We start from the raw sequence: 26380 nt of genomic DNA, 5'->3' as shown, positions 1-26380 counted from the left end.
AAGTGATGCGAAGGAGGGACTAACATGCCAAGGAAAGTTGAATCCTCAACTGAACAAAAAGATGAACGGGTACAGGAAAAAGAAAAAACCGAGATGCTCGAACGAATGTTAGCGGCTGTTCTGAATTATTTATCGGATGATGAAATAGAAGAGATTGATCTTGAATATCTCCTGACGAATACTAAAGATCTTAGGCAATGGTGGGATCAGTACCGGGAGAAAAACAAAAAGCAGGTTGAGGATGAAATCAAAAAGTCTTTGAGTAAGTTGACTCTTGAAGAACTAGAAAGTATAAGGGAACAAATAAAGGAAAAGAAAGGCTAAGTCATCAATGACTTAGCCATCTTATATAGAATATTTTTATTTATAATAATTCCATACTCCTTTGTTTGAATAAGTGCAAAGTTATTTAGCTTTCCATATTTTAAGTTATTCATACTATTATCATGTTTACCAAAAAATATGATTTATATTGGAATCAAATTGCTAAATTAAATGTTTTAAAAGGGGCACGAGCATTGGATTAACTAGCTTATTAGGTAATTTATGTTAAAATAGAAAGAAGCTTATAGGGGGGGACAATCATTCTACATTGGTATCTTACCTCAGCGTTTGCATTAATCTTAATGGTCTTTAACGCTATGATTGAAAAAAAATTAAGAAAATCATTTCATATTTACAAAGAGGATATGAATGAATTAAGACACCCGTTACATCAATGGGGGGAGAGAATACTATTAGTGCTCATGGTCGCCGGAGTTATCATAATACTATACAAGTATGAAAATATCATTAGCCCCGAATGGTATTTTCTGTGCTTCTTCATTGTTCATCACGTATTCAGAGCTTTCATGGAATGGTTGTTTTACCGCAAAACAAAAGAATATGTACTAACGATTTCTACTATTGCATCTGCCATCACCATGGTAATCTTCATGGCAATTCTTGAACAGCTTTCAATATAGAAGAGGAGAATTTATTTTATAGGGGGATTATTTAATTTACGCTGGGTGTTTCTTGTACATTCAGCGGATCGTTGTTGGAACCTTGTTTAGTACCGTTGGTGGTTTAATAATGGGGAGCAGGTCACACTTATTGGGGCAGAAAGCTGTGAAAAGACGATAAGATTAATTAGTCATTTGAATGAAGAAAAAACGCTCTGACTGAGCGTTTTTTCTTCATTCAAATCCCCTTAGTAATTTCTCGAAACAACTGATCTGCCATCGCCACAACCCCGACTGGCATTTGATTCACGATAACGGTCAGAGACATTTCACAGTCAGGATAATAAAGTGTCACAGATTCGTACCCATGAATCCCTCCCTGATGACCAATGGCTTTTCTACCATTATCAAAGGTATATTGTTGGAGTCCCAAACCATAGGACTGCTTCGGATCATCAGCTTCCAGGAAACACATCATTTCAGTCATAGATTCCTTAGATAATAGCTGACCGTTAAAGAGGGATTTCATAAACGTTTGAATATCGAAAGGGTTGGAAATAAGAGCCCCTGCAGTCCAAATAATCGATACGTTGAGATTCGTAATCTCTGAAATTTCATCTGAAAGATCCGTCAGGTCAGAAGTAGCCCTAGAATAACCTGGCGCAAATGGTTTTCTCAGATCATTCGTACTAGGAAAGTATGTCCTTTCCAATTGAAGCGGTTGGATGATCCATTGTTCGGTTAGGTATTCTATCGACTCTCCCGTGATTTTTTCTGCTATCATTCCAAGCAGGATATAACCTGTATTCGAGTAGTTAAATTCAGTACCCGGTTCAAATTCAAGATCATGGGTGGCAACAAGTCTTATGAGGCTCTTTGGCAGGAATTCATCATGAAGGCTGGATACTGCGTGCTGAATACATTTTGTTCCTGCAACGTCCATCCATATATAGTCCTTCAAGCCACTTCTATGTTGAAGTAATTGACGGACGGTTATATGAGGCCCATCTTTCAAGATACCGGGTAAGATGGAATCCACGGTTTGTTCAAGTGACACAATGCCTTCATCCTTCATTTTTAAAATAAGTGTGCTCATGAAAATCTTCGTAATACTCCCGACCCTTAGATGATCATACGGGTCTAAATTTGCATCTGTTGCAATATGACGAGCCCCGGCTGCCGTTGGATAGTCCTCTCCAGAAGAATCTGTAAAACAAACTGAGATGCCAGGAAGCTGATATCTATCACGAAATGAACGGACTGTATTCTCAACCAATAGTCGATCTATCACAATAATCATCCTTTCGAGTTGTAATTAAACTAAGTGTATCAATGGTTCATCTTAAAGTACTCAGTCTGGAAACCGAGATCTCTTACTCCTAAGGGGGAAATCAAAGAAACAGGCAGGATATGTGTTGCCTTATATTGAATGGTATTCTAGTACTCTACAAGAAATGGAGGAAGCTATATGATCAAGAGTCCGATCAAAAACAAAGTTAACCTGGTTTTTATTCCTGTAAGTGACATTGAAAAGTCTAAAGAATGGTACTCAAAAATCCTCGGGATCGAAAAAGGAGAAGAACATTTCGACCATTTATTCGTTGCCGATATGGATGGTACAGGAATGATCCTTGATACAATGCCAATGTGGAAAGACGAAAATGGAAAACTACCCAGGCTGAACTTCCCGGCCATTCAATTTGCCACTGATGATATCCATTCATCCTATCAATTTATGAAAGACAATGGTGTCGAATTGGTAACAAATATTCAAAATGAACAATACTTTGTTTTTAAAGATCCTGATGGGAATGTATTGATGGTTTGTAAATAGTCTTCATTTAATAGTCGGGAGACTCTTTTTATGTCTCCCGTAGTATACATATGAGAAATGAAAGCAATTAGAAGGAGCGATTATCCGTGCCCATACGAAATTCAGCTAAAGCCATCATTATAAGAGATGACAAAATCCTGCTCACTAAGAATAAAGACGGGAATGGATTCTTTTATCTGTTTCCAGGTGGGGGCCAGGAACAAGGTGAGACACTTCATGAAGCTTTAAAAAGAGAATGTATCGAGGAAACCGGATGGGAAGTGGAAGCTGGGGAACTCATACATATACGTGAGTACATCGGGCAGAATCATGAACATGCTTCCTTTGATTATGCAGTACATCAGATGGAGTTTTATTTTAAGTGTTCAATTTTCAATGAAATGGACAAAGATCCTGCTCCTACCAATCCAGATAGTCATCAGGTAGGGGTCGAATGGATGGATTTGTCTGAGTTAATGAAGTATAGATTATATCCCAAGAAAATCATTCCATATCTAAATAAAGAACTAACTCCGGTAGTATATCTTGGAGACATCAACTGATGTTACAAGATCAGGTTTCACACTCTGAGCTTGTTTCCATTTAGAAATCATCCTTGACCCCTTCAAGCGATTCCCTCCTCAATGCTCAATCCCCGTAGGTGGTTTTGGTCTTCTGACTAACTCTCCACTACAGTTCGGGCAGGTAGAGTCGTTTTTCGCTGTACAATCCTCACAAAAGGTACATTCATGCACACAAATGTAGGCATCATCCGTCAAAGTCCTCCCGCACGCCTGACAATCCATCTTCATTTCTAATCCCATATGTATCTTCCTTTCTATTAGTCTCTTTCCATTATATTCTAAAATACGTTAATATAGTGAATATATGAAAAAATCTTAATTTATAATTACAAAAACAGCTTATGGCGAAGCAAATCCCTTAATCAAACGAAATCTGCTCTTTATTTGACTAAATTGATAGAAATGGAGGACACCAATCATGATCAAAGCTGCCATATTCGATCTGGACGGAACCCTGCTGAACAGAGAAGCCTCTGTAAATGAATTCATCACTAGTCAATATGAAAGACTGGATAAATGGCTAAGACATATCCCAAAAGAATCGTACAAAACCAGATTCATTGAATTAGACCAACGCGGCTACGTATGGAAAGATGAAGTGTACAAGCAGCTTATCGAGGAATTCACTATTCCTGAATTGACCTGGGAAGAACTGCTTGAGGATTACATCAGTGAATTCAAGCACAGCTGTGTACCTTTTCCACATTTACATAGAATGTTGGATGAATTAAGTTCGAATAATATCAAACTAGGAATGATCACAAATGGATTTGGCCAATTTCAAATGGACAACATTCTGGCTCTTAAAATAAAAGCATACTTTGATGAAATTCTAGTTTCAGAATGGGAAGGCTTGAAAAAGCCTGACCCTGAAATCTTCAATAGAGCATTAGTAAGGTTGAATTTAGAACCTCATGAATGCATCTTCATCGGGGATCACCCTGAGTATGATGTGTATGGTGCTCAAAAAGTCGGGATGAAAGGTATTTGGAAGAAAGACCCTCACCTGGGTCATGCAGAACAAGCAGATTGGGTGATTGATGATTTGATAGAATTGCCGAAATATATTGAACATCTTAATAGCAAATGAAATATGGGAAAATATTTAGAGTCAATCCTCTAAGTATTTTCCCATCTGTTCTTTAATAAAAAATTTATTTTCTTCTCTGTAATCCATTCATCGTGTTCAGAAGGCGCACCTAACAAATCAGGAAGAATTTCGATTTACTTTTATTAAAAAAAGAAAATCACACGGTATCCCTTGAAAATGTGTAGAAATTTCTTTATATTTAGTAAATATAATTTTACCAATTGTCGGAGGAGTCAACCTATGAAGGACATGAAGAAATTATGTAACTCCATAAATAATTGTTTTGTAAAAGGTGACTCAAATGCTGAAAAACTACGTATGGGTGAGATCGTACACATTTTGCGTGTGAAGTCTCAATTAACACAAGAAGAATTAGCTCATAAAGCAAACGTGAGTGCTCAAACGATTAAGAGGCTTGAAGGAGGAAAGGGAAAAGTAAGTGACATCACATGTCGATCAATTTTTGAAGCACTTGGAGTAAATATTACTTTACTAACGGAGCTTTTAGAGAAATGACGTAAATTATTGTATTAACAACAGAGAATCGCAAAAGTAGGTTAATTTATTGGAGGCATGATTTTTTTCTTCTTTTTCTTGAATATGGATATGTTCATCATGATTAAGAATATCTGCTATTACATACAACTGTCTAAAATTACTAGCAAATTACAATGGTGCAAAATTGATATCTGGGATTGGTAGGTGCTATATTATTCTGAATAAGGTATGAATTCCAATCATACCTTTTATAAAGTTCAATCCAAAGAAGGGAGAACTTATGGATAATAAATGGGAAGCAGCACTACCATCTCTTTCTCAGGTTACAGTGTTTTCCAATCTCAATAATGAACCTGTCAGGATCCATGGTGGGGATGATAGTCTAAGATGCATCGGTGTCGGGACGGATGCAGCGGTCTTTCAATCCATTTATGCTCCAGAGTTTGCGTTTAAATTGTACGCGGAGGATAAGGGATCGAAAATTAAAATAGAAGAAAAAGTTTACAATACCATTGGGAATTCACCTTTTTTCTCAACCTGCTATGCAGCTTACGATAAATTTCTCGTTTTAAGTTACGAAGAGGGACCAACACTATTCGATTGTCTGCTCCAAGGAATTCATATCCCAGAACAAACAGTTCAAGATGTGGAGGATGCCAGACAATATGTTCGTGATCAGGGATTGAATCCCCGTGATATTCATTTAAAGAATATATTGCTTCAAAATGGAAGAGCGAAAATCATAGATGTGTCCGAATACGTGCTACCGGGAAATGATTTTAGATGGGAGCATTTAAAGAAAGCATACGAAGAACATTACCACCTCATTGATGGAAGAGCCATTCCGTTTTGGTTACTTGAAACAATCCGGAAATGGTATAACTCATGGAATAAACATTTCACATCTTATGAGGAATTTATGAAAATTGTATTAAAGTTTACTTCCTTTAAAAAAGACTAATAAAGCATTCAGAGCTGTTAAAGCTCTGAATGCTTTTTTCTTTGTAAAGGTACCTCCAGATTCGAATGCGACTTGCAAGTCATGGAGGAAATCTTTTATGAATTTTCATGCTAATACAATTAATCTCAATTAATGTCTTACATCTCTTTCCGTGCTTTTCTATGGTAGAAAGAGTGAAATCAATTGTACATGCAGGATAAATTTGTCATAATTTATTCATACTTCAACTTTAAGTAATTCAAGAAAAAGGAGGGGAAACCATGTGGAAGCAAAACATCGTTTCTAATTTACTGGGCACACACTACCCCATCATTCAAGCAGGAATGGCAGGTGGAGTCACTACTGTAAATCTGGTATCTGCGGTCTCAAATTCGGGAGGGTTGGGAACTTTGGGAGCAGGATATATGTCCGCTGATGATATGAAACCAGCAATCAAAGAAATAAAAGGTCAAACTGATCAGCCTTTTGGGGTGAACCTTTTCATACCTGAAACTCCAATAGTAAATGATGAACAAATAACCAACGCCGAAAGATTATTGGAGCCTTATAAAAAAGAATTACACCTAACGGACAATGGCTCGTTTTCAGATCTGCAATCCGATTTTGAAAATCAGCTTGAAGTCATCTTCAATGAAAAGATACCCGTTTGCAGCTTTACCTTCGGTGCCCCATCTAAAGAGCTAGTGAAAGAGTTAAAAAAGGAAGGGACCATCGTGATCGGTACCGCGACGACTGTTGAAGAGGCAGTTATCAATGAAGAGCGCGGAGTAGACATCGTTGTCTCCCAAGGAAGTGAAGCTGGTGGGCATCGAGGCACGTTTTTAGGCTCATTTGAACACTCAATGATCGGAACCTTTTCTCTCGTTCCACAAGTGGTGGATGCCGTATGCATACCTGTGATTGCTGCAGGAGGCATTATGGATGGAAGAGGGGTTGTTGCAGCACTTGCTTTAGGGGCAAGAGGAGTCCAAATGGGAACTGCTTTTCTTACATGCAAAGAGAGTGGGGCTGGTGCCTTTCATAAAAGGGCTGTTTTAGAATCATCAGAAACTCATACGGTCATCACAGCGGCCTTTAGCGGGAAACCAGCACGAGGGATCGAAAACAGATTTACTAGGGAAATGCAGGAATTCGAGAGCCTATTACCACCGTACCCCATACAAAATGCGTTAACGAAAAAAATGAGAAAGGAGGCAGGGAAACAGGGGGTTCCACAATTCATGTCCTTGTGGTCTGGACAAAGCCCGAGACTCAGCAGGGATATATCTACTAAAGACCTGCTTGTATCCATCGTAACTGAAGTTGATGATTCGATAAGGAGATTGAATGAATAACTAGGTCACTCTGTACAATTCATAGTGCCAATCTCACAAATCCTAATTTCCAAATATTAAACCTTGTAATCATTTCTAGCAAAGGTATAATTTTGATATAAGGAAAGCGTTTTTTTATTTATCGTAAATTTTCTAAATAGTTAAAATCCATTCGTTATGTTGCGTTTTTAGGAGGTACAAATGAGAGAAATATTACCTGGATCTGTACTGTCTCATATTCAGTATGGTTATCAAAAAGTTCCTAAGAAGGTTAAAAGCCAATGTCCAGGCTGTTCCAAGACAAGTGAATTTGTTTTGAAGGCCAATTTTTATCAAGTGAATAAAACAGGACTGTTTGCAGAGGCAAATTGTTCAGAATGTAAGAAACCTGCCCTATTCGTTATTATGCTTAATGATGACTTGGTGAATCGGAGAGAGGAAGCTGGCCTCTATATCTATGATCCCCTGGCAACGAACGGTCCGTTGGATCAGATTCAAGGAAATAAACGGATTCCACAGGACCTCGTCCGCTCATTTCGATCTGCATTAAATGTCAGTCAGTCGAAGGATAACTCTGCCACAGCCGTCATGTCTAAGCGTGTGCTCGAAAGTGTTCTGAAGAATTTTAATGGGGACAAAGTAAACGGGCAATCCTTATCGGAACAATTCGACCAGTTACCCAAAAATGTCGACCTTACGAAGCCGATTCAGGCGTTGAGCCATCTTGTTCACCCAAACTCTCCCTTCTATGAAATGCTTGAATTGGAAAGAGAAATCGACGATGAAACAGCAGGCTTATTGATGGAATTGTTAGAAGGCCTCATTGAATACTTATTTGTTCTTCCAGAAAAAATCGAAACGTTACAAGAAAAAATCGAAAAGAAATATTAGTAGAAGTAGAGTGCCTTTTCTAGCACTCTGCTTTTTTATAGTGGTTTTAGATCAAGGGAATACAGTGCCTGGTTCACGTCATCGATGTCATAGATATTCTTCTCTAAACAAAACTGAATCACGAGATCGAATCGGTCGTTTCCTGATAGGGAGAAACCGGCTGCACTCAATAAATCATCGGTTTCTTCCACCGATAGTTCAAGAGATAGACATAGGGCTACTATAGTCCGTTTACTCGGTTTGTATTCAGGAATCGATCTCATTTTTGAAAAATGCTTTCGATCGATCCTCGCTTTTTTGTAGATGGAAGCATCCGTCTGACCTGTGGCATCGATATGCTGAAACAACATCTGTGAAAAAGGTGCTGATTGATGCCGCTCAATAAATTCTTCAAGCTCACTGGAGTGAATTTCATCACTTAAAAAGGGTTCTTCTTTATGTGTATCATAAATACGTATTTCTCTATTTGTTTCCACGAAATCATGAAGTTCGTTCAAAATCTTTTCATTAAGCATACGTTCACCTCCAAAATGTCGCTTACGAGGCGACCCATTTCTTACTATTCGTGGTTATGATTATATCAGAAACCAAGAAGAGAGGATGGAAAAAAATGAATACTGCATTAACTGAAATAATTTTCTTATTAGACAGAAGTGGATCAATGGGTGGACTTGAGCATGACACGATTGGAGGCTTCAATGCTTTCATTGAAAAACAGAGTCGGTTACCAGGAAAAACCGTTGTAACAACCGTTCTATTTGATGATAAATATGAGCAATTATGGACCGAAATTGAAGCAGACAAGGTAAGGCTAACCCCCGAGGATTATTATGTAAGGGGAATGACGGCTCTTATGGATGCAGTGGGAAAAACGATCCTTGATGTAGGTCATCGTTTGGCTAAGCTTGAGGAAGCAAAACGGCCAGGGAAAGTCATCTTCGTTATCACAACCGATGGTATGGAAAATGCGAGCGTTGAGTTTTCTGCCAGTAAGGTAAAAGACCTTATCAGTCATCAACAGGAGCGATACAATTGGGAGTTCATTTTTCTAGGAGCGAATATCAATGCTGCTGAAGAAGCCTTGAAGATTGGGATTGACTTAGAGAGCTCCTATCAATTTGAAGCTTCTGCTAAAGGTGTTGAAAAAATGTATGATATTGTGAGTGAGGCTGTGTTTGAGAAGAGGAGTGGCTATTGATATTTTATTTGGGATCTCATCTATCTATTAGATGGGATTTTTTCATTATAGAAACATTTGATGTCCTTTATAATGAATTCGCCGTTATATCTTAAATTCCGCCGATATAACAAGGATTTCGCCGTTATATTTGAGATTTCGCCGATAAAATTGAAATAGCGCCGTTAAATCGGACGAATAAATATCAACACCCCAGATTTCTAGCCTTAATCCATACAAAACGTATAAAAATAACCTCAACAATCAATAACTTTCTCGATTCTAAATAGAATTTATTTAAATTTTGCCAAAACTAGTTTATCATTATGAGGTAGATTCAATTTAAACCAATTGGAAGTCAACGGAGTTAAAGGAAGGTACAATATGTCGAGAGAAAACGAAAAGAATATTACTAGAATACATATGGACGGGAAGGAATACATTCTCATTGGGACTGCTCACGTATCGCGTCAGAGTGCAGAGCAGGTAAAAGAAGTGATCGAAGCCGAACAACCGGATACGGTATGTGTCGAGCTGGACGAACCTAGGTATCAATCAATCGTCGAGGAAGATAAATGGAAAGATACAGACATCTTTCAAGTAATTAAAGACAAAAAAGCTACTTTGCTTCTTATGAATCTGGCCATTGGGTCATTTCAGCGACGGATGGCCAAACAATTCGGCATCAAACCGGGTCAGGAAATGATTCAAGGAATCGAGTCGGCGAAAGAAACTGGTGCTGAACTCGTCTTGGCTGACCGGAATATCCAAATTACGTTTTCCCGTATTTGGAATAGTGTCGGATTCAGTGGCAAAGCGAAACTTATGACACAAATCATTTACAGTATCTTCAGTAACGATACCATTACAGAAGAAGAACTCGAGAAAATCAAATCTCAAGATATGCTTGATTCGATGCTAAATGAATTCACCCAAGTGTTTCCTAAATTGAAAACACCATTGATCGATGAACGGGATCAATATCTTGCCCAGAAAATCAAAGATGCTCAGGGTGAGAAAATTGTTGCGGTGTTAGGTGCAGCACATGTTCCTGGTATCACTAAAGAAATTTATAGAGAACATAATTTGGACAAACTGAACGAACGTCCTGCTAAATCAAAATGGCCAAAGATTATCGGATGGGCTATTCCTGTAATGATACTTGCCGTGATTGCCTATACCTTCATTTCTAATCCAGATGCCGGGATACAGCAGGGGATTAGTTGGATATTATGGAACGGAGGATTCTCTGCACTTGGCGTAGCCATAGGACTAGGACATCCATTAGCAATATTGACAGCATTCGTAGCAGCACCATTTACGTCATTAAATCCGCTTCTGGCAGCAGGATGGTTTGCCGGATTCGTACAAGCATATTTCCGCAGACCGAATGTCGGTGACTTTGACTCACTATCTGAAGACGTTCTAAGTGTAAAAGGATTCTGGAGAAACAAAGTAACGCGAATCCTCCTCATTGTCGTGCTTGCTAACTTAGGAAGTACACTTGGTACTGTAATTGGTGGGGCTGATGTTGTGCGACTGTTTATTGAAAATTTAAAGTAAAGTGAATTAAGTTACCCTTTTGAGGGTAGCTTATTTTTTATTATAAGATGTTGGAATATTATGTTAAAATAAATAGAATAATGATATTTTGGAGGAATCTTTTAAATGAACTACTTTATAAGCAGATATGCCCACTGGTTACTTCTCCTAATTGTAGGTTCTAGTTTTGCTATGGGATTCACACTCTTCACCCATTCTGTTCAAGGAATAATCGCTGGTGTTTTTGGGATCATTGGATTTAGTGGTGTGGCTTTCCTGGTTTTTCATATTGAGAGGCAGAGGAGGAAGGAGACTAAATAATAATACGGTGAGGAATTATTAAGTTCAGGAGGCATTATGATGTATCCAGAATCACTATCGAACTTGATATCTATTAACAATGATGTTTTGTGGGGAATCATTTTAGTAATGGGACATTTAATCTCCACTACTCTAGCATTAGCCATATTTTCATCAATCATGCTTCAAAATAAAAAGAACGGATTATTATTCCTTATTCTCATAATGGTCATGGGTGGGCTGACCCTCTATAGATTAATGACATATTCTATAACATTAGGGTTAATCATTGGTTTTATGTATATCATTTTATGTTTTGTTACCTTTTTCTCTTTGAAAAAGAAAATGAACAGGGCAAATCAATTGTGACTTGGATTTAAACCGGGAGTAAATAACTCGTTACATATGGGAGATAGAATGATAGAAAGGAGTGTCTATATGATATATGTTATCAGACACGGTCAAACTGACTTGAACAAGGAAGGCAGATTACAAGGAAGAACGGGACTCCCCTTAAATAAAGAAGGTTTCAGACAAGCTGAATACTTAAAGTACAAACTGTCACAGATTCCTTTTGATTATGTCTATTCCTCTCCTCAAAAAAGAGCGATTGAGACGGCTGAAATTGCCACTGGAAAAGAAGCCTACATAGATCCAAGATTGGATGTTTATGATTTAGGTGAAGCTGATGGGCTGCTGAAAAGCGAGGTGAAAATGGCTGGGGTTCTCCCAGATGCCAGAATTTATAAAGGACTTGAAGAAACAGATTGTTTCATGGAGCGGATTTTTTCGTTTATGACTGAACTGAAAAAAGAGCATGGAAATAATGAGAAGAATATTCTGATTTCAGGTCACCGTTGTACGACTGGGGCTATCGGCTCATATTTCACTGTAGGGTCAATGGATGAAAATATCCTGAAGCACTCTTCTAATAATGGCGATTATAGATTATTTTCTTTCTGAGCTATAGACAAACTTAAGGGGGATACGATGATTGAAAGAAAATTTGTTCCACGCTGGGGGACTACTTTTAAAGAGAAAGACATAAAAAAAATCGAGGCTTTTGCAAGAAAAGGATGGCGTTTGGAAAATGCATCTTTTATTGGTTTCACATTGAAGAGAGGTAAGAGTGATAAGATACATTATTTCATAGATTATGAGACCGATCCTCATGAAGAGTACTTTTCTAACTTACAGACGTCAGGGTGGGAGCATGTTTGTTCCGTCAAAAATTATATTCATTTCTTCGCTGCTCCAACCGCATCAACTTTGAAGAAAAACAATAAATGATTTTACATCCATATAAAGATGAGAATGCCCGATCAAAGCAGTCCGTTAAATAAGCTATTTATTCATGCTTGATATACGTTTTCAAAAAAGATCATTGGGTAAATAGTAAGTAGCCTTTACCCGCAACCTTGTGAGGAGAGAATAATAGGAGCTGTGACGATCGTTGCTCAATATACATGACAAATATTCCATTGTTTTGTATCAAACACATATGGCAAAAAATCAAGCTTCTCGTAAATCTCAGAAAATTACGATCCAAATGCTTTCTCAGTATACAGGTTTCTCTGAGGAAATCATTCTCGAAGCACTTGAGTTTGGAAAATTAGCATCTGATTTATCTATTAGATAATCACCTACGTGTAAAGGTCTAAGAAAATTATTTTCTCCTCCAAGGTTGACCATTTGGAAGCCTGTAATGTAGTTGATTCATTCTTGTTACATAATTAATTTTTTAAGAATATATTGAAAAAACAAGCCTATATTTATTATAATAACAGAAAGGATTTATAGAGGAGGATCTAATGGACACCCACAGGAGTAAAAGGATATCCAAGTTATACCGAAAGTTGATTACTTCTGATGCAACACAAGCTTTCCTTATTTATAAAGGCCTAGATGAGACAACGAAAGCAGAATTACTCGATTTAGTGGCAGAGATGGGCTCTCAGCACTCAGAAAAACTTTTGAATAAAATAAGCTAACATACATTAACCGAGTTTAAGACCTGGAGATTTATTTCTCCAGGTCTTTTTCTATGAAAAGGGTTGTTGGGGGTAAGGGTAAATAAAAAAGGATTTTCAGGTTTATAAGCGAAATATGAAATATTTCAATGAAGTGAACCTGGGTCATTTATCCTTCAACCAGCACTCAAAGCCAAGTACTATAACATATGTATAAACAAAAGGTGCGGTGTGATTTCGATTATGAAATCCATCGCATTTTTAATTTTTTATTAGATTTGATGATTCTAATTAACTATTTGTTGACTGAAATGATGAAAAAACCTTCTGAACGAAACAAAACATAGTCCAATATTCCTTTTTTTATGAAAATAGGGATAAATTCCTTTTTATTCAAAAAATTGTTGTAATTAGGCGGATTAATATTTATAATATTAAGAAAATTTAATAAATATTTCCTAGGAAAGGGGGTTACTATATGAATGTATATATGTCGGTGGATATGGAAGGAATCACAGGTTTGGTTGATCATACACACGTAGATTCGAGCAAGCATAATTATGAACGTGGGAGAATCATGATGACGGAGGAAGCGAATGCGGTAATATCTGCTGCCTTTGAGTCAGGTTGCGCTGAAGTACTGGTAAATGACAGTCATTCACAAATGAACAATCTATTAATTGAAAAGCTGCATCCAGAAACAAAGTTGATATCCGGAGGAGTGAAACCATATTCCATGGTTCAAGGGCTGGATGAGACGATCGATGGGGCTTTTTTTGTGGGTTATCACGCACGGGCTTCTACGAAGGGGGTGATGTCCCATTCGATGATCTTCGGCGTTCGCAACATGTATATCAATGATGTTGCCGTGGGTGAGCTGGGCTTTAATGCGTATGTTGCAGGATTTTACGGGGTTCCAGTGTTGATGGTTGCCGGAGATGATCAGGCAGCACTTGAGGCAGAAGCATTGATCCCTAATGTGACGACAGCCGTCGTAAAGGAAACGGTATCCCGTTCTGTGGCAAAAAGCCTGACACCCCAGAAATCAGCTCAATTATTAAAGGAGAAAACCGAAGAAGCGATACATAATAAAGAAAACGTAAAACCCCTCACTCCACCTGAACATCCGACATTGCGAATCGAATTTGCGAATTATGGACAAGCGGAGTGGGCAAGTCTTATGCCAGGAACAGAACTGGAAGCAGGCACAACCATTGTACGATTTGAGGCGAAGGATATCCTGGAAGCCTATAGAGCCATGCTTGTGATGACTGAACTGGCGATGCGAACAACATTCTGTTAGAAAGTGTGAGATCAATGGGTACATATTTGCTGAAACGGCTTCTGGCCATGGTGATTACGTTATGGCTGATTGTGACATTAACATTTTTCTTAATGCATGCCATACCAGGGTCACCGTTTAATGAAGAGAGAAATACAAGTGAGATAGTACAACAAAATTTAGAAGCTCATTATCATTTGAATGAGCCTTTGATGGTTCAATATTTTCTCTATTTAAAGTCCCTTGTTTCATTAGACTTCGGGCCATCTATTACACAACCATCACAAACCGTAAATGACTTATTAGGAAGGGGATTCCCTATTTCCTTTGAATTAGGAATGATTACTCTCGTAATTGCAGTATTGTCTGGCATTATTTTAGGGATATTGGCTGCTCTCAGACATAACGGGATCATCGATTACATGGCAATGACCTTCGCTGTACTCGGGATTTCGATCCCAAACTTTGTGATGGCGACATTACTTATTCAGGAATTGGCTGTCAACCGGGGAATCTTCCCTGTAGCCACATGGACGAGCTGGCGTCACATGGTTCTTCCGACCTTGGCACTAGCAACAGGACCAATGGCCATCATTGCCCGTCTGACTCGTTCTAGTATGTTGGAAGTGTTAACACAGGATTATATTCGAACAGCCCGTGCTAAAGGGTTGTCACCGATCAAGATTGTTTTTAAGCATGCCCTGCGAAATGCCTTACTTCCGGTTGTGACTGTACTGGGTACTTTAGCTGCAGGAATATTAACAGGTACATTCGTTATAGAACAAATCTTTGCGATTCCCGGAATGGGAAAGTATTTCGTGGAGAGCATCAATCAGCGTGATTATCCTGTCATTATGGGGACGACTGTATTTTACAGTGCATTTCTCATACTTATGCTGTTTCTAGTAGATTTAGCTTATGGTTACCTTGATCCCCGAATTAAGTTACATAAGAAGGAGGCGAAATAATGGGAGTTCCAAAACACCAAGAACCCAGTGTGACTCCAGAGGTACTGGATGAGTGGTTTACACCCAAGAAGAGGAATAAAGGTGATGCGGAAGCAGTGGTCCGACCGAGTCTTTCCTATTGGCAGGATGCTTGGAAGCGTCTTGTGAAAAATAAGCTGGCAATGCTTGGCTTTGTTTTTTTAATCGGATTAATTGTGATGGCGGTCTTTGGCCCCATTATTTCTCCCCATGACGTAACGAAGCAAACACTTTCGAGCCAAAACCTGCCACCTTCCTCTGATCACTGGTTCGGTACCGACGATATGGGACGAGATGTCTTTACCCGTACGTGGTACGGTGCACGTATATCGTTGTTTGTGGGCTTTATGGCCGCCCTCATTGATTTTGTTATCGGGATTGTATATGGAGGCATAGCAGGTTATAAGGGTGGTAAAACCGATAACGTTATGATGCGTATTGTTGAAATTCTATACGGATTACCTTACCTGCTGGTTGTGATTTTATTAATGGTCGTGATGGGGCCGGGCCTGCTCACTATTATCGTTGCCTTAACCGTGACGGGCTGGATCGGGATGGCCCGAATTGTAAGGGGACAAGTGCTCCAAATTAAAAACTATGAGTTCATTCTTGCCTCTAAAACGTTTGGAACGAAAACAGCCCGTATCATAAGGAAGAATCTCCTGCCTAATACGATGGGACCGATTATCGTTCAGATGACACTGACCGTACCAAGCGCTATTTTTGCCGAAGCATTCTTAAGTTTCCTTGGATTGGGAATTCAAGCTCCTTATGCTAGTTGGGGAGTCATGGCTAATGACGGCTTATCTACGATTCTATCAGGCTATTGGTGGCGATTATTCTTCCCGGCTTTATTTATTTCATTAACTATGTTCTCATTTAACGTTTTAGGTGACGGACTACAAGATGCACTTGATCCTAAGCTAAGGAGGTAATCATCATGAATCAAGTATTATCAGTCCAAGATCTACATGTACATTTCTCGACATATGGGGGAGAAGTCAAAGCGGTTCGGGGAGTGAGCTTTGATTTACATAAGGGGGAGACGCTTGCCATTGTCGGCGAATCTGGATGCGGAAAGAGTGTAACGTCTCAAAGTATTATGAGATTAATTCCGAGTCCTCCTGGGAGAGTGACGAACGGCAGGATACTATTTAAAGGAAAAGACCTTTTAAATGTAACCGAACCGCAAATGAGAAAGATTCGAGGGGCCGATATCTCGATGATCTTTCAGGATCCCATGACGGCTCTGAATCCGACCCTGACAATCGGGGAGCAAATAATAGAAGGAATTCTGCAGCATAACGATGTTTCCAAGAAACAGGCCAGACATAGAGCTATTGAGATGCTGAAACTCGTTAGTATTCCAAACCCGGAAGAACGATTAAAGCAATATCCTCATCAATTTAGTGGGGGAATGAGGCAGCGGATTGTTATTGCGATGTCACTCGTATGCGAACCAGACGTGTTAATCGCTGATGAGCCAACGACAGCTCTCGATGTTACGATTCAGGCGCAGATTTTGGAATTATTCAAAAAAATCCAGCAGAAAACAGGAGTCTCGATTATTTTGATCACCCACGATTTGGGTGTAGTGGCTCAAGTTGCTGATCGGATCGCCGTCATGTATGCCGGGAAAATTGTTGAGGAAGGAAGCAGGAGAGAGATTTTCTATCACCCTCAACATCCGTATACACAGGGATTACTGAAATCAGTTCCAAGACTTGATCTTGATGGGGAAGATCTGATTCCGATACCCGGTTCACCGCCTGATTTATTTTCACCACCTGTTGGATGTCCTTTCGTTCCCCGGTGTGAAAAGGCGATGGAAGTGTGCGACCGTGTATATCCATCGAAAACACAGGTATCAGTTGATCACCGCGTTGACTGCTGGCTTCAGGATAAACGTGCCAAAAAAGCGATGCTTTCATCGATTAGCTTAACCATCCGTTAGGTTAATTGTTTGATAGATAAAAAGAATAAGAGGGGGAAGAACATGAAGAAGCTATTATCAGTTTTTTTAGTAGGAATGCTCTTGTTTGTGTTGGCAGCTTGTACAGCTACGAAGGATGCAGGCAGTGAGTCAAGCAGTGGAGACAATAAGAAAGAAAATGCAGGAAAGGTTCTTCACTTGAATAATGGTGCTGAACCCACGTCTTTTGATCCTCCCATTGGATTCGACTCTTATTCCTGGACAGCATTAAACAACTTAATGGAAGGGATGACGCGTTTAAACGCCAATCATGAACCCGAAGCGGCAATGGCAGAAAAATGGGATGTGTCTGAAGACGGAAAAGTATACACATTCCATATTCGTGACAATGCCAAATGGTCTAATGGAGATGATGTAACCGCTGGAGACTTCGTTTTTGCTTGGAAACGTCTGTTGAATCCGGAAACGGGATCACCGGCTGCCTTCTTAGGTTATTTCATTGAAGGTGGAGAAGCCTTCAATACAGGTAAAGGATCGGCTGATGAAGTGAAAGTAGCAGCGAAGGACGAGAAAACATTTGAGGTCACTCTGACTAGTCCACAAGCATATTTCTTAAGTGTCATTGCGAATCCTGCGTTCTTCCCAATCAATGAGAAGGTTGCTACTGAAAACCCTGAGTGGTTTGCAGAAGCTGATACATTCGTTGCAAATGGGCCTTTTAAATTGACTGAATGGGAGCATGACAGCCACTTTGTTATGGAAAAGAATGATCAGTATTGGGATAAAGATTCAGTGAAATTGGATAAAGTTCACTGGGCCATGGTGAACGATACAAACACGGACTATCAATTATTCAAAACAGGTGAGCTGGATACAGCAGACGTACCAGCCGATTTAAGTAAACAGTTATTCGAAGAAGGCAAAGTGAATGTAGAAGATCAAGCAGGAACCTACTTCTACCGTTTCAATTTAGAAAAAGAGCCTTTCCAAAATCAAAACATCCGTAAAGCCTTTGCCATGGCGGTAGATCAACAGCAAATGGTCGACTTTGTGACAAAGAATAAGGAAAAAGCAGCTTACGGCTTCGTATCAAAAGGGTTCAAAGATCCTTCTGGAAAAGATTTCAGGGAAGCAAATGGAGATTTAGTGAAAACAGATATCGAAGAAGCGAAAGCACTTCTGAAAAAAGGAATGGAAGAAGAAGGATACGATAAGCTTCCTGAAGTAACTTTAACGTACAGCACTAGTGATACACATCAGAAAATCGCTGAAGCCCTCCAACAAATGTTCAAGGAAAACTTAGAGGTTGACGTTAAATTAGCCAATATGGAATGGAACGTATTCCAGGATGAGCAAAAAGCATTGAAGTTCCAATTATCACGAAGCTCATTCCTGGCAGATTACGCTGACCCGATCAACTTCCTGGAGAACTTCCAAACAGGCCACTCAATGAACCGAACAGGTTGGAGTAACGAAAAGTTTGACAGCTTAATCAAAGAAGCCATGAATGAAGCCGATGAAGCGAAGCGCTTCGAATTAATGTATGAAGCAGAGAAAATCTTAATGGATGAAATGCCGATCATTCCAATCCACTTCTACAACCACGTGTACTTACAAAATGAAGATGTGTCCGGCATCGTACGTCATCCAGTTGGATACATGGAATTAAAATGGGCAGACAAGAAGAAATAAGTACTTGAACTAATAGTGAGTGGAGAAGACGCAAGGTTCCTTGAAGCCTTGCGTTTGCTCCCTCTTTTTCTACGAAAGGGGAAGTGAATGGTGATAAAAGCTTCAAAACTCAAAGTAGGGGATACAATAGGAGTCATTGCTCCTGCAAGCCCTCCTAAACCTGAACCATTAAAAAAAGCCTTATCATTTCTAGAAGAATTAGGTTTGGACATAAAACTGGGGAAATCTGTCCATAAGAAATATGGATACCTGGCAGGTTATGATCAAGAGCGGATAGAAGATATACATATGATGTTCAAAGACAGTGATGTTAAAGCCATCATTTGTGCCTGCGGCGGTTTCGGCACCGGTCGGATTGTTTCTCAATTGGATTACAACTTGATAAAGGAAAACCCGAAAATCTTTTGGGGATATAGTGATATCACCTTTTTACATACAGCCATTCATCAAAAAACAGGAATCGTGACTTTTCATGGTCCCATGTTAAGTTCTGATATTGGTCTTTCGGATGTACATAATTTAACTAGGAAGTCTTTTGAACAGTTGTTTCATGCGAAAGACATCCAGTATACAAACAAGCTATCGCCGTTGGAAACAGTTGCAGAAGGCATAGCAAGCGGTCCTGTAGTCGGTGGGAACCTTACCTTATTGGTAAGCACATTAGGAACTCCTTTTGAAGTAGATACAAAAGGTAAAATCCTATTTATCGAGGATATCGATGAAAAACCTTATAAAGTGGACCGAATGATGAATCAGCTGAAAATGGCGGGGAAATTTGATGACGCATCTGGAATCATAATCGGTGATTTCAAAAACTGTGTGGCAGAAAAACACGAACAATCTCTGACTCTTGATGAGGTGCTCAAAGAACATATTTTAGATGCAGGTAAACCTGTTTTAAAAGGATTTCATATCGGCCATTCTTCCCCAAGTATCGCCATACCATTAGGAAGCATGGGACGAATGAATACTTATAACCAAACATTTATCGTAGAAACCGGCATAAGAGAGGATGAGAATAATTGAAAATCCATCAACTGGAAACATCCCGAATAGCTGTCCCGCTGCATACCCCTTTTAAAACTGCGTTACGCACCGTTGAAGTGGCAGAAGCCATCGTTGTGAAATTAACGTGTGATGACGGGACTGTTGGATGGGGAGAAGCACCGCCAACAGCCGTCATTACAGGGGAAAGCTTATCAAGCATTGAATGGGCCATCCAACAAGTGGTTAAGCCGGCCATCATTGGTAAGAGTCTCTTGAATTATGAACAGCTTTTTCAACACTTACATTCCTTACTTGTCCGTAATTCAAGCGCAAAGGCAGCTGTAGATATGGCTTTATATGATTGCCTTTCTAAGTACTGCAAACTTCCACTCTATCAATTTCTTGGAGGGTACCGTCATGAGCTGGAGACCGATTATACTGTAAGCGTCAATAGCCCACAGGAAATGGGTGAGGACGCAGAAGCCTATGTGAAGAAAGGCTTTAACGTATTGAAGGTCAAAGTGGGAAAAGATGATATAGAGTCGGATATTAAAAGAATCCATGAGATCCGCCAACGAATCGGGTACGATATCAAAATTCGACTGGATGCCAATCAAGGCTGGGAATCGAAAGCTGCTATTAAAGCGATTCGTAAACTGGAAGACCTTGATCTTAATATTGAGTTAGTCGAGCAGCCTGTACCCGCTCATGACATTGAAGGGCTGAAGAGAGTCACGGATGGAGTGGATACACTGATTATGGCAGATGAGAGTGTTTTTACACCATATCAAGCATTTGAGGTACTAAAAACCCGAAGTGCAGACCTGATCAATATCAAGCTCATGAAAGCCGGGGGCATTTATTACGCTCAGAAAATTAATGATCTTGCGGAGGTTTGTGGTGTCGAATGTATGGTAGGGAGCATGATTGAAACGCGTCTCGGAATTACGGCGGCAGCTCATTTTGCAGCAAGCAAGAAAAACGTGACGCGATTTGATTTCGACGCCCCTCTTATGTTGGCAAAAGATATTGTAATGGGAGGCATAGAATATAACGGTCGAAAGATCACGATGCCCACCCAACCTGGATTAGGGATAAAAGGAGTACTAGTTTAAATGAATGCGAGGGGGAAGTAATATGACGACAAAAGCACTAATAGCAGTACCTGTATCAACCGTTTGGACATCCAAGGACTCCGCCCGTGATTTGGATTCACCTGCCATTTCCAATCCCGTGCAAATCAACGAATGGTTAGATTCCTTGACACATGAAACCCGGTTGGCTCTCTGTGATGAAAACCGAATACAATCTCAAGCTTTATTCGGCCAGGAAGTTTTGGTGATGGAAGAGGAGGACGGTTGGTCTCATGTGATCATTCCAGAGCAAGCTACATCTAAGGACAAGCTAGGATACCCTGGTTGGGTCCCAAGCGCTCAACTTTCCCACGGGGAGTTACCTCAAACGGATACATATGCCATAATCACAAGCAAATTTGCGGATTTAATCAATATAGATAATGAGATAGAATTGGAACTAAGTTTCCAAACGATTTTACCCGTTGTGAAAGAGCATGATCATGTTATCGAAGTTATGACTCCGTTAGGTCCACGCTTCTTAAAACAGAAAGATGCAATCATTTCAACCACGAAGGTTAAAGACCAAAAGGGTGGCGGCCAAGACATCGTCACTTCAGGAGAAGCTTTTCTTGATCTTCCTTATCTGTGGGGAGGGATGACGAGCTATGGGTTTGATTGCTCAGGCTTCAGCTATACCATGTGCAAGGCGAATGGTTATCTGATTCCCCGTGATGCAAATGACCAGGCAAAAGATGGAAAAGAAGTAAAACTGGATCAATTAGAGCCTGGTGATCTCTTATTCTTTGCATATGAAGAAGGCAAGGGGAGCATTCATCACGTTGGAATCTATCATGGTGACGGACAGATGATCCACTCTCCCAATACTGGGAAAACGATTGAAATTCTTTCCCTGAAAGGTACCTACTACGAGAAAGAGTTGTGTAAAGCAAGGCGCTACTGGGAGGAAACGGAGGAATCATCATGACGATTGACAAACTACTAGAAGTAAAGGAATTAAAAAAATACTTTCAGCTTGAAAAAGGCAAAACCTTAAAGGCAGTGGATCGTATTTCATTTGATATATATAAAGGTGAGACATTCGGTTTAGTTGGGGAATCCGGTTGCGGGAAGTCGACTACCGGCCGCACCATTATCGGTTTGTATGACAGGACAGAAGGGGAAGTCCTGTATGACGGGAAGAACGTTCATACACTCTCTGAAAAAGAAAAGCTATCCTTTTATCGAAACATGCAGATGATTTTCCAGGATCCGTACGCTTCTCTTAACCCACGTTCAACGGTACGTGAAATCATTGCAGAACCGATGGAGGCCCACAATTTATACCGGGATAAAAAAGAGCAGATGGAACGTATTTATCAGCTCTTGGAAGATGTCGGGCTGAATAGGGATCATGCTAATCGCTATCCCCATGAATTCAGTGGCGGACAGCGTCAGCGAATTGGCATTGCACGAGCCCTTGCCCTTAATCCAGATTTCATCATCGCCGATGAACCTATTTCTGCTCTTGATGTTTCCGTTCAAGCTCAAATCGTAAACTTATTGAAAAAGCTTCAAAAAGAAAAGGGGTTGACCTTTTTATTCATTGCTCATGATCTTTCTATGGTAAAGCATATCAGTAACCGAATCGGAGTGATGTATCTGGGTCATATGGTTGAATTAACCGAGAGTAAAGAGCTTTATAACAAACCTCTTCACCCTTATACCCAAGCATTACTTTCAGCTATCCCCATCCCTGATCCCGATGTAGAGGATGAGCGTGAACGAATGATCATTCAAGGAGAAATCCCCAGTCCTATCAATCCACCAAGTGGCTGTGTATTCAGAACCCGTTGTCCTGTAGCCATGGAAGCATGCGCGAGCCATAAACCTAAATGGAAGGAAGTGGAAGAAAAGCACTTTGTTGCTTGCCACTTGTACGACAATGAAATTACCAAGGATCATGACGAAGTAGCGGTCACAAAGTAAAGGATGAATAGTGGATGAATGAGAAATTACTAGAGGAAAAGATTCTGGACGCTATTGATAAATGTATAGGCAGGATCAGTGTAGCCATTGACCTGCCTTCACACTCCATCCAAATCAATAGTGACACTCCTTATTCTGCCGCAAGTTTAATCAAGGTTCCGATCTTACTAGAAGGCTTTCGGCAGTCAGAGCAAGGGAAAGTCGATTTAGATGAAACGTTGATGGTGCCTAACGAGTATAGAGTGGGAGGGGCAGGGGTGTTGTCAAAACTATCACAAAAAATTTTTTTGACGGTAGAAGACCTCCTTACACTCATGATCATTGTGTCGGATAACACCGCGACGAATCTCATTATCGACCGTATAGGGTCAGAAGCAATAAATAACCTTTGTAACTCTTTAGCATTAAAACAAACTTATCTTAGTCGGAAAATGATGGATTTTCATGCAAAGGAACAAGGGAATGACAACATCACCTCTGCTTCTGATATCATCACCTGCTTACGTATACTAGACCAGAGCCCACTATTCAGTCAGCAAAGCCGGGAAAAAATGCTATATATATTGCATCATCAGCAATTTGATACTAAGCTCCCTGCTAGGATGGACAAAGAAAAAATCTATATAGCCAACAAAACAGGGGAGTTACCTGGGGTTGAACATGATTGTGCAATTGTTCGGTGTGAAGAGAAAACTGCCTACATAGCTGTATTAATCGACGAAATTGACGACAACGAATATGCGCGAGATACAATTGCCGAAATCGGAAAGCTTTTAAATGATTATTTAACTAAGGCTGATTAAAGTTTTCACTATACCTAAAAACCCTTACCTTAAGAAAAGCATCCTAAATATTCAGGATGCTTTTTGACTTTTGCAAATGTAAAAGCGCCGTATGAAGACTGGCGAACGTCGGAATATGCTTTATTACGATGCCAAGATTGACCATGGTTTGAGCGATTTCCGGCCTTATGCCTGTCAGGATTGCTTGAATACCAGCTAATTTAAGTGCAGCTACAACTTTGATGAGTTGATCTGCTACCATTGTATCCACAATCGATACTCCGGACAAATCAATAATCAGATGATTCAGCTCCAATGAAGATCCTTCTGAGAGTGCCCTTTCCATTAAATCCTTTGCACGTCCTGAATTTATATCTCCTATTAGAGGAAGAATGGCAATCGTTTTTGTCACTTTCACAATCGGTATAGAAAGCTCAGAGCTGACCGTTCCTGCAAAGGAATGAGAATAGGAAACCGTAAGACGATAATTTATTCGATCCAATCCAGAATGAAAAAGAGAAAGAATGTCATAAAACGTTTCTAAGGACAGTTCATTCTCTATTGCGTGAGCTTTAATTATTTTTGCAATTTCATGCCTGAAGTATTGAAGATCTGCCAGCGCGACATCAAGAGAAACTTCCATCTGTTTAAATAAAGTGACAGAAGAACATGCCCATCTCTCAATTGATCCATGACTCTCATGGGAACTCAATGATTGGGCTACAAGCTCAATCAATTCTCCTCTCCATTTCTCCAGCGATACATTTACAATATTCGGGTAAGAAGTATCTCCTTTTGTCCTTTCTTGAATCAATTTCATTTTTGAATCTACTATGTTGTTAATGAATTCAAGATACTTGTTTTCGCCATGAATTGCCTTCATCGACATCTGATAACCTCCCACTATGATCAAAACTGGAGTTTCACATTTATGTAAATATATTTGGAAAAAGGATAGAGGAAACACTGGATATTATGTTATGCTTTTCAATAAGGAGTACATAAGCAATGATACTAAATGAGGACGGATAGATGTCTCATGAAGAGATCACTCTACAATAAGAAGATTCACAACATGATGAAGATAAATGAGTAGATCATTTTTTTAATACTTTCCTACTATTCTATTATATCGAATATAACCATTTGGGAATGTTTCTGTATAGCCACCCTTTAATAGAGTTTATACATTGCTTTTCTGCCATTAAGGTTCAGAAAGGGGTACTGAGGATTGAATAAAAGAACTTGGCTTATTAAGTTGAGAAAAAGGAAGAAGATGACCCAACAGGAAGTGGCTTCGAAAGCTTTTATTGAAAGGTCCTACTATGCTCAGATCGAGAACGGGATCCGCAAACCGAGCAGCGAGGTCACCGCCAAGCTAGGAGAAGTATTGGACTTTCACGCATCCAGCTTTAATCTCGAGGAAAATCCATTCTCGATTGCCTTAAAAAATGCACCTGTCGTGCTCGCTCATTGTGATACACAATTACGCTATACATGGATTTTCAATACTCCTGATCTTGTTCCAGATGAACACATTGGAAAAACCGACATAGAGCTTGATAATAATGAAGGGAATAGGGCATTAATGAAGTTGAAACAGGATGTATTAGAGGAAAAGGCACCCATTAATCGAGTGGTGTCGATTCCTTTAAAAACAGGAACGATTTCCTATAATGTATATGCCCATCCCTTATTGAATGAAGAAGGCACCATTATCGGTGTCGCCACTGCCTCTACTGAAATATATACCTCCAACCCAAAAGAGGGCCTCAATAAGCATACATAATGATAAGATTTTATAGGCGTGGATCCCAATATGGTGACACGCTTTTTTAAATAAATCAGATTCCTTTACATACCATAATGGGGTATAGTATATTGAAAGCGAGGAGGTGGGATGATGACCACTGAAAAGTATGAGACAGATACTGAGATTAAACCATCCGTGATTCAAGAAGAAGAGCGTGTGATGGACCATGCTGCATGCTCTGATGAAGGTGCTCGGAAAAGCCATCACTCTGATAAAGTTAAGAAAAACCTTGTAACGCGATTAAATCGGATTGAAGGTCAAATAAGAGGAATTAAAGGCTTGATTGAGCGCGATACGTATTGTGACGACGTCATTACGCAAATATCCGCCACTCAATCAGCCCTCAACAGCGTAGCTAAAATTCTATTAGAAGGTCATATGAAAACGTGTGTTCTTGATCGGATTCAAGAAGGAGACACCGAAGTATTAGATGAAGTTTTGGTTACAATCCAAAAACTCATGAAAAAATAAAGGGGAGTTTACAGATGCAAAAAGAAACGTTAACAGTGGAAGGCATGTCTTGTGGACATTGTGTTAAAGCGATTGAAGACAGTGTGGGGAAATTAGACGGTGTGAAATCGGTGCAAGTAAGTTTGGAAGACAAGAAAGTAGAAGTTGAATTCAATGGTTCACAAGTAATGCTAGATGACATCAAAGAAGCAATCGATGATCAGGGATATGATGTCATGTAAGGATACTGTGCTATCTCAGCACGGTTTTCTTTTACAATAACGCATACCCCATATAGGTATGGAGGGTT

Annotated in this window: 33 protein-coding genes; 29 read left to right on the top strand and 4 right to left on the bottom strand. The window is 39.7% G+C overall.

Translation table 11 applies throughout. From position 1 onward, the window contains the following. The first annotated feature begins 24 nt into the window (after positions 1-24). Positions 25-324 carry a hypothetical protein gene (locus ACQKFO_RS05145; RefSeq protein WP_427597239.1) on the top strand — a complete coding sequence of 100 codons (300 nt, stop codon included), beginning with the start codon at positions 25-27 and terminating at the stop codon, positions 322-324. Between the two features lie 302 nt (positions 325-626). Next, positions 627-965, top strand: coding sequence for a DUF4181 domain-containing protein (locus tag ACQKFO_RS05140; RefSeq protein ID WP_427597238.1), 339 nt, complete (start codon positions 627-629; stop codon positions 963-965). Between the two features lie 217 nt (positions 966-1182). Here ACQKFO_RS05140 and ACQKFO_RS05135 read toward each other — a convergent pair whose 3' ends face one another. Continuing rightward, positions 1183-2235 (bottom strand): serine hydrolase domain-containing protein, encoded by a 1053-nt coding sequence (locus ACQKFO_RS05135; RefSeq protein ID WP_427597236.1) that lies wholly within the window; start codon positions 2233-2235, stop codon positions 1183-1185. Between the two features lie 177 nt (positions 2236-2412). On the opposite strand from ACQKFO_RS05135, the gene ACQKFO_RS05130 reads away from it, so the two are divergent. Both ACQKFO_RS05130 and ACQKFO_RS05125 read left to right on the top strand, forming a co-directional pair. Next, on the top strand, positions 2413-2778 hold the full coding sequence (locus ACQKFO_RS05130) for a VOC family protein (protein WP_427597235.1): 366 nt from the start codon (positions 2413-2415) through the stop codon (positions 2776-2778). 86 nt (positions 2779-2864) lie between these two features. After that, positions 2865-3320, top strand: coding sequence for an NUDIX domain-containing protein (locus ACQKFO_RS05125; RefSeq protein ID WP_427597233.1), 456 nt, complete (start codon positions 2865-2867; stop codon positions 3318-3320). Between the two features lie 78 nt (positions 3321-3398). On the opposite strand, the gene ACQKFO_RS05120 is transcribed toward ACQKFO_RS05125, so the two are convergent. After that, entirely contained in the window at positions 3399-3581 is a 183-nt protein-coding gene (locus ACQKFO_RS05120; protein WP_427597231.1) for a DUF1272 domain-containing protein, read from the bottom strand. Between the two features lie 178 nt (positions 3582-3759). Between ACQKFO_RS05120 and ACQKFO_RS05115 the strand changes: the two genes are divergently transcribed. From ACQKFO_RS05115 to ACQKFO_RS05095, 5 genes are all read left to right on the top strand, one after another. Further along, entirely contained in the window at positions 3760-4431 is a 672-nt protein-coding gene (locus ACQKFO_RS05115; protein WP_427597230.1) for an HAD family hydrolase, read from the top strand. Positions 4432-4671: 240 nt separating this feature from the next. Continuing rightward, positions 4672-4947: a helix-turn-helix transcriptional regulator gene (locus ACQKFO_RS05110; protein WP_427597228.1), complete on the top strand. Its 276-nt coding sequence runs from the start codon at positions 4672-4674 to the stop codon at positions 4945-4947. A 262-nt stretch (positions 4948-5209) separates the two neighbouring features. Then, positions 5210-5890 carry a serine/threonine protein kinase gene (locus ACQKFO_RS05105; RefSeq protein ID WP_427597227.1) on the top strand — a complete coding sequence of 227 codons (681 nt, stop codon included), beginning with the start codon at positions 5210-5212 and terminating at the stop codon, positions 5888-5890. A 260-nt stretch (positions 5891-6150) separates the two neighbouring features. Further along, positions 6151-7224 (top strand): NAD(P)H-dependent flavin oxidoreductase, encoded by a 1074-nt coding sequence (locus ACQKFO_RS05100; RefSeq protein WP_427597226.1) that lies wholly within the window; start codon positions 6151-6153, stop codon positions 7222-7224. Positions 7225-7404: 180 nt separating this feature from the next. Next, the gene (locus ACQKFO_RS05095) at positions 7405-8094 is read left to right on the top strand and encodes a hypothetical protein (RefSeq protein ID WP_427597225.1); all 690 of its coding nucleotides are present in this window, start codon (positions 7405-7407) and stop codon (positions 8092-8094) included. Positions 8095-8129: 35 nt separating this feature from the next. Here the strand turns inward: ACQKFO_RS05095 and ACQKFO_RS05090 are convergent, their stop codons facing one another. After that, positions 8130-8609 (bottom strand): hypothetical protein, encoded by a 480-nt coding sequence (locus ACQKFO_RS05090; protein ID WP_427597224.1) that lies wholly within the window; start codon positions 8607-8609, stop codon positions 8130-8132. A 95-nt stretch (positions 8610-8704) separates the two neighbouring features. Here ACQKFO_RS05090 and ACQKFO_RS05085 point away from each other — a divergent pair, with 95 nt between their 5' ends. The 17 genes from ACQKFO_RS05085 to ACQKFO_RS05005 all read left to right on the top strand — a co-directional run bounded on the left by ACQKFO_RS05085 (position 8705) and on the right by ACQKFO_RS05005 (position 23828). Beyond that, positions 8705-9292 carry a vWA domain-containing protein gene (locus ACQKFO_RS05085; RefSeq protein WP_427597223.1) on the top strand — a complete coding sequence of 196 codons (588 nt, stop codon included), beginning with the start codon at positions 8705-8707 and terminating at the stop codon, positions 9290-9292. 363 nt (positions 9293-9655) lie between these two features. After that, the gene (locus ACQKFO_RS05080) at positions 9656-10834 is read left to right on the top strand and encodes a TraB/GumN family protein (protein WP_427597222.1); all 1179 of its coding nucleotides are present in this window, start codon (positions 9656-9658) and stop codon (positions 10832-10834) included. 105 nt (positions 10835-10939) lie between these two features. Further along, entirely contained in the window at positions 10940-11134 is a 195-nt protein-coding gene (locus ACQKFO_RS05075; RefSeq protein ID WP_427597221.1) for a hypothetical protein, read from the top strand. A gap of 39 nt (positions 11135-11173) precedes the next feature. Beyond that, positions 11174-11482, top strand: coding sequence for a hypothetical protein (locus tag ACQKFO_RS05070; RefSeq protein WP_427597220.1), 309 nt, complete (start codon positions 11174-11176; stop codon positions 11480-11482). A 69-nt stretch (positions 11483-11551) separates the two neighbouring features. After that, entirely contained in the window at positions 11552-12076 is a 525-nt protein-coding gene (locus ACQKFO_RS05065) for a histidine phosphatase family protein (RefSeq protein ID WP_427597219.1), read from the top strand. A gap of 27 nt (positions 12077-12103) precedes the next feature. After that, positions 12104-12403, top strand: coding sequence for a DUF2812 domain-containing protein (locus ACQKFO_RS05060; RefSeq protein ID WP_427597218.1), 300 nt, complete (start codon positions 12104-12106; stop codon positions 12401-12403). A gap of 521 nt (positions 12404-12924) precedes the next feature. Beyond that, positions 12925-13104, top strand: a complete 180-nt coding sequence (locus tag ACQKFO_RS05055; protein WP_044337098.1) for a hypothetical protein — start codon at positions 12925-12927, stop codon at positions 13102-13104. Between the two features lie 457 nt (positions 13105-13561). Further along, entirely contained in the window at positions 13562-14386 is an 825-nt protein-coding gene (locus ACQKFO_RS05050; RefSeq protein WP_427597216.1) for a M55 family metallopeptidase, read from the top strand. Between the two features lie 14 nt (positions 14387-14400). Beyond that, positions 14401-15333, top strand: a complete 933-nt coding sequence (locus ACQKFO_RS05045; RefSeq protein ID WP_427597215.1) for an ABC transporter permease — start codon at positions 14401-14403, stop codon at positions 15331-15333. Then, positions 15333-16286, top strand: a complete 954-nt coding sequence (locus tag ACQKFO_RS05040; protein ID WP_427597213.1) for an ABC transporter permease — start codon at positions 15333-15335, stop codon at positions 16284-16286. The genes ACQKFO_RS05045 and ACQKFO_RS05040 overlap by 1 nt, the downstream gene beginning before the upstream one ends. A 5-nt stretch (positions 16287-16291) precedes the next feature. Then, on the top strand, positions 16292-17305 hold the full coding sequence (locus ACQKFO_RS05035; protein ID WP_427597211.1) for an ABC transporter ATP-binding protein: 1014 nt from the start codon (positions 16292-16294) through the stop codon (positions 17303-17305). A 42-nt stretch (positions 17306-17347) separates the two neighbouring features. After that, positions 17348-18976 (top strand): peptide ABC transporter substrate-binding protein, encoded by a 1629-nt coding sequence (locus tag ACQKFO_RS05030; RefSeq protein ID WP_427597210.1) that lies wholly within the window; start codon positions 17348-17350, stop codon positions 18974-18976. An 87-nt stretch (positions 18977-19063) separates the two neighbouring features. Beyond that, the gene (locus tag ACQKFO_RS05025) at positions 19064-20002 is read left to right on the top strand and encodes a S66 peptidase family protein (RefSeq protein ID WP_427597209.1); all 939 of its coding nucleotides are present in this window, start codon (positions 19064-19066) and stop codon (positions 20000-20002) included. Then, complete coding sequence (locus ACQKFO_RS05020) at positions 19999-21078, top strand: dipeptide epimerase (protein ID WP_427597208.1); 1080 nt, start codon at positions 19999-20001, stop codon at positions 21076-21078. The genes ACQKFO_RS05025 and ACQKFO_RS05020 overlap by 4 nt, the downstream gene beginning before the upstream one ends. A gap of 22 nt (positions 21079-21100) precedes the next feature. Further along, a complete protein-coding gene (locus tag ACQKFO_RS05015) occupies positions 21101-22024 on the top strand; it encodes an NlpC/P60 family protein (RefSeq protein ID WP_427597207.1) in 924 nt (307 codons plus the stop codon). After that, positions 22021-23025 (top strand): ABC transporter ATP-binding protein, encoded by a 1005-nt coding sequence (locus ACQKFO_RS05010; RefSeq protein ID WP_427597206.1) that lies wholly within the window; start codon positions 22021-22023, stop codon positions 23023-23025. Before ACQKFO_RS05015 ends, ACQKFO_RS05010 begins: the two co-directional genes overlap by 4 nt. Positions 23026-23039: 14 nt before the next feature. After that, a complete protein-coding gene (locus ACQKFO_RS05005) occupies positions 23040-23828 on the top strand; it encodes a serine hydrolase (RefSeq protein ID WP_427597205.1) in 789 nt (262 codons plus the stop codon). A gap of 43 nt (positions 23829-23871) precedes the next feature. Here the strand turns inward: ACQKFO_RS05005 and ACQKFO_RS05000 are convergent, their stop codons facing one another. Next, positions 23872-24696 carry an STAS domain-containing protein gene (locus tag ACQKFO_RS05000; protein WP_427597204.1) on the bottom strand — a complete coding sequence of 275 codons (825 nt, stop codon included), beginning with the start codon at positions 24694-24696 and terminating at the stop codon, positions 23872-23874. A gap of 342 nt (positions 24697-25038) precedes the next feature. Here ACQKFO_RS05000 and ACQKFO_RS04995 point away from each other — a divergent pair, with 342 nt between their 5' ends. The 3 genes from ACQKFO_RS04995 to copZ all read left to right on the top strand — a co-directional run bounded on the left by ACQKFO_RS04995 (position 25039) and on the right by copZ (position 26312). Continuing rightward, complete coding sequence (locus ACQKFO_RS04995) at positions 25039-25596, top strand: helix-turn-helix domain-containing protein (protein WP_427597203.1); 558 nt, start codon at positions 25039-25041, stop codon at positions 25594-25596. Between the two features lie 183 nt (positions 25597-25779). After that, positions 25780-26091, top strand: a complete 312-nt coding sequence (locus tag ACQKFO_RS04990) for a metal-sensitive transcriptional regulator (RefSeq protein WP_427597797.1) — start codon at positions 25780-25782, stop codon at positions 26089-26091. Between the two features lie 14 nt (positions 26092-26105). Next, positions 26106-26312: a copper chaperone CopZ gene (gene copZ / locus ACQKFO_RS04985; RefSeq protein WP_427597201.1), complete on the top strand. Its 207-nt coding sequence runs from the start codon at positions 26106-26108 to the stop codon at positions 26310-26312. The last annotated feature ends 68 nt before the right edge of the window (positions 26313-26380 follow it).

The organism is Rossellomorea sp. NPDC071047, from assembly GCF_050270195.1.
GTDB lineage: Bacteria > Bacillota > Bacilli > Bacillales > Bacillaceae_B > Rossellomorea.
Note: the sequence above shows the minus strand (reverse complement) of the source record. Positions and strands in the feature narration are given on the sequence as shown.

Bases quoted from the DNA above. Each gene is read 5' to 3' on its own strand.
- ACQKFO_RS05055 (WP_044337098.1), top strand. From the start codon at position 12,925: ATGGACACCCACAGGAGTAAAAGGATATCCAAGTTATACCGAAAGTTG.
- ACQKFO_RS05010 (WP_427597206.1), top strand. From the start codon at position 22,021: ATGACGATTGACAAACTACTAGAAGTAAAGGAATTAAAAAAATACTTT.
- ACQKFO_RS05070 (WP_427597220.1), top strand. From the start codon at position 11,174: ATGTATCCAGAATCACTATCGAACTTGATATCTATTAACAATGATGTT.
- ACQKFO_RS05060 (WP_427597218.1), top strand. From the start codon at position 12,104: ATGATTGAAAGAAAATTTGTTCCACGCTGGGGGACTACTTTTAAAGAG.
- ACQKFO_RS05110 (WP_427597228.1), top strand. From the start codon at position 4,672: ATGAAGGACATGAAGAAATTATGTAACTCCATAAATAATTGTTTTGTA.
- ACQKFO_RS05130 (WP_427597235.1), top strand. From the start codon at position 2,413: ATGATCAAGAGTCCGATCAAAAACAAAGTTAACCTGGTTTTTATTCCT.
- ACQKFO_RS05025 (WP_427597209.1), top strand. From the start codon at position 19,064: ATGGTGATAAAAGCTTCAAAACTCAAAGTAGGGGATACAATAGGAGTC.
- ACQKFO_RS05105 (WP_427597227.1), top strand. From the start codon at position 5,210: ATGGATAATAAATGGGAAGCAGCACTACCATCTCTTTCTCAGGTTACA.
- ACQKFO_RS05080 (WP_427597222.1), top strand. From the start codon at position 9,656: ATGTCGAGAGAAAACGAAAAGAATATTACTAGAATACATATGGACGGG.
- ACQKFO_RS05005 (WP_427597205.1), top strand. From the start codon at position 23,040: ATGAATGAGAAATTACTAGAGGAAAAGATTCTGGACGCTATTGATAAA.
- ACQKFO_RS05090 (WP_427597224.1), bottom strand. From the start codon at position 8,609: ATGCTTAATGAAAAGATTTTGAACGAACTTCATGATTTCGTGGAAACA.
- ACQKFO_RS05145 (WP_427597239.1), top strand. From the start codon at position 25: ATGCCAAGGAAAGTTGAATCCTCAACTGAACAAAAAGATGAACGGGTA.
- ACQKFO_RS04990 (WP_427597797.1), top strand. From the start codon at position 25,780: ATGGACCATGCTGCATGCTCTGATGAAGGTGCTCGGAAAAGCCATCAC.
- ACQKFO_RS05095 (WP_427597225.1), top strand. From the start codon at position 7,405: ATGAGAGAAATATTACCTGGATCTGTACTGTCTCATATTCAGTATGGT.
- ACQKFO_RS05140 (WP_427597238.1), top strand. From the start codon at position 627: ATGGTCTTTAACGCTATGATTGAAAAAAAATTAAGAAAATCATTTCAT.
- ACQKFO_RS05100 (WP_427597226.1), top strand. From the start codon at position 6,151: ATGTGGAAGCAAAACATCGTTTCTAATTTACTGGGCACACACTACCCC.
- copZ (WP_427597201.1), top strand. From the start codon at position 26,106: ATGCAAAAAGAAACGTTAACAGTGGAAGGCATGTCTTGTGGACATTGT.
- ACQKFO_RS05040 (WP_427597213.1), top strand. From the start codon at position 15,333: ATGGGAGTTCCAAAACACCAAGAACCCAGTGTGACTCCAGAGGTACTG.
- ACQKFO_RS05035 (WP_427597211.1), top strand. From the start codon at position 16,292: ATGAATCAAGTATTATCAGTCCAAGATCTACATGTACATTTCTCGACA.
- ACQKFO_RS05050 (WP_427597216.1), top strand. From the start codon at position 13,562: ATGAATGTATATATGTCGGTGGATATGGAAGGAATCACAGGTTTGGTT.
- ACQKFO_RS05065 (WP_427597219.1), top strand. From the start codon at position 11,552: ATGATATATGTTATCAGACACGGTCAAACTGACTTGAACAAGGAAGGC.
- ACQKFO_RS05085 (WP_427597223.1), top strand. From the start codon at position 8,705: ATGAATACTGCATTAACTGAAATAATTTTCTTATTAGACAGAAGTGGA.
- ACQKFO_RS05000 (WP_427597204.1), bottom strand. From the start codon at position 24,696: ATGTCGATGAAGGCAATTCATGGCGAAAACAAGTATCTTGAATTCATT.
- ACQKFO_RS05030 (WP_427597210.1), top strand. From the start codon at position 17,348: ATGAAGAAGCTATTATCAGTTTTTTTAGTAGGAATGCTCTTGTTTGTG.
- ACQKFO_RS05120 (WP_427597231.1), bottom strand. From the start codon at position 3,581: ATGGGATTAGAAATGAAGATGGATTGTCAGGCGTGCGGGAGGACTTTG.
- ACQKFO_RS05015 (WP_427597207.1), top strand. From the start codon at position 21,101: ATGACGACAAAAGCACTAATAGCAGTACCTGTATCAACCGTTTGGACA.
- ACQKFO_RS05115 (WP_427597230.1), top strand. From the start codon at position 3,760: ATGATCAAAGCTGCCATATTCGATCTGGACGGAACCCTGCTGAACAGA.
- ACQKFO_RS05075 (WP_427597221.1), top strand. From the start codon at position 10,940: ATGAACTACTTTATAAGCAGATATGCCCACTGGTTACTTCTCCTAATT.
- ACQKFO_RS05045 (WP_427597215.1), top strand. From the start codon at position 14,401: ATGGGTACATATTTGCTGAAACGGCTTCTGGCCATGGTGATTACGTTA.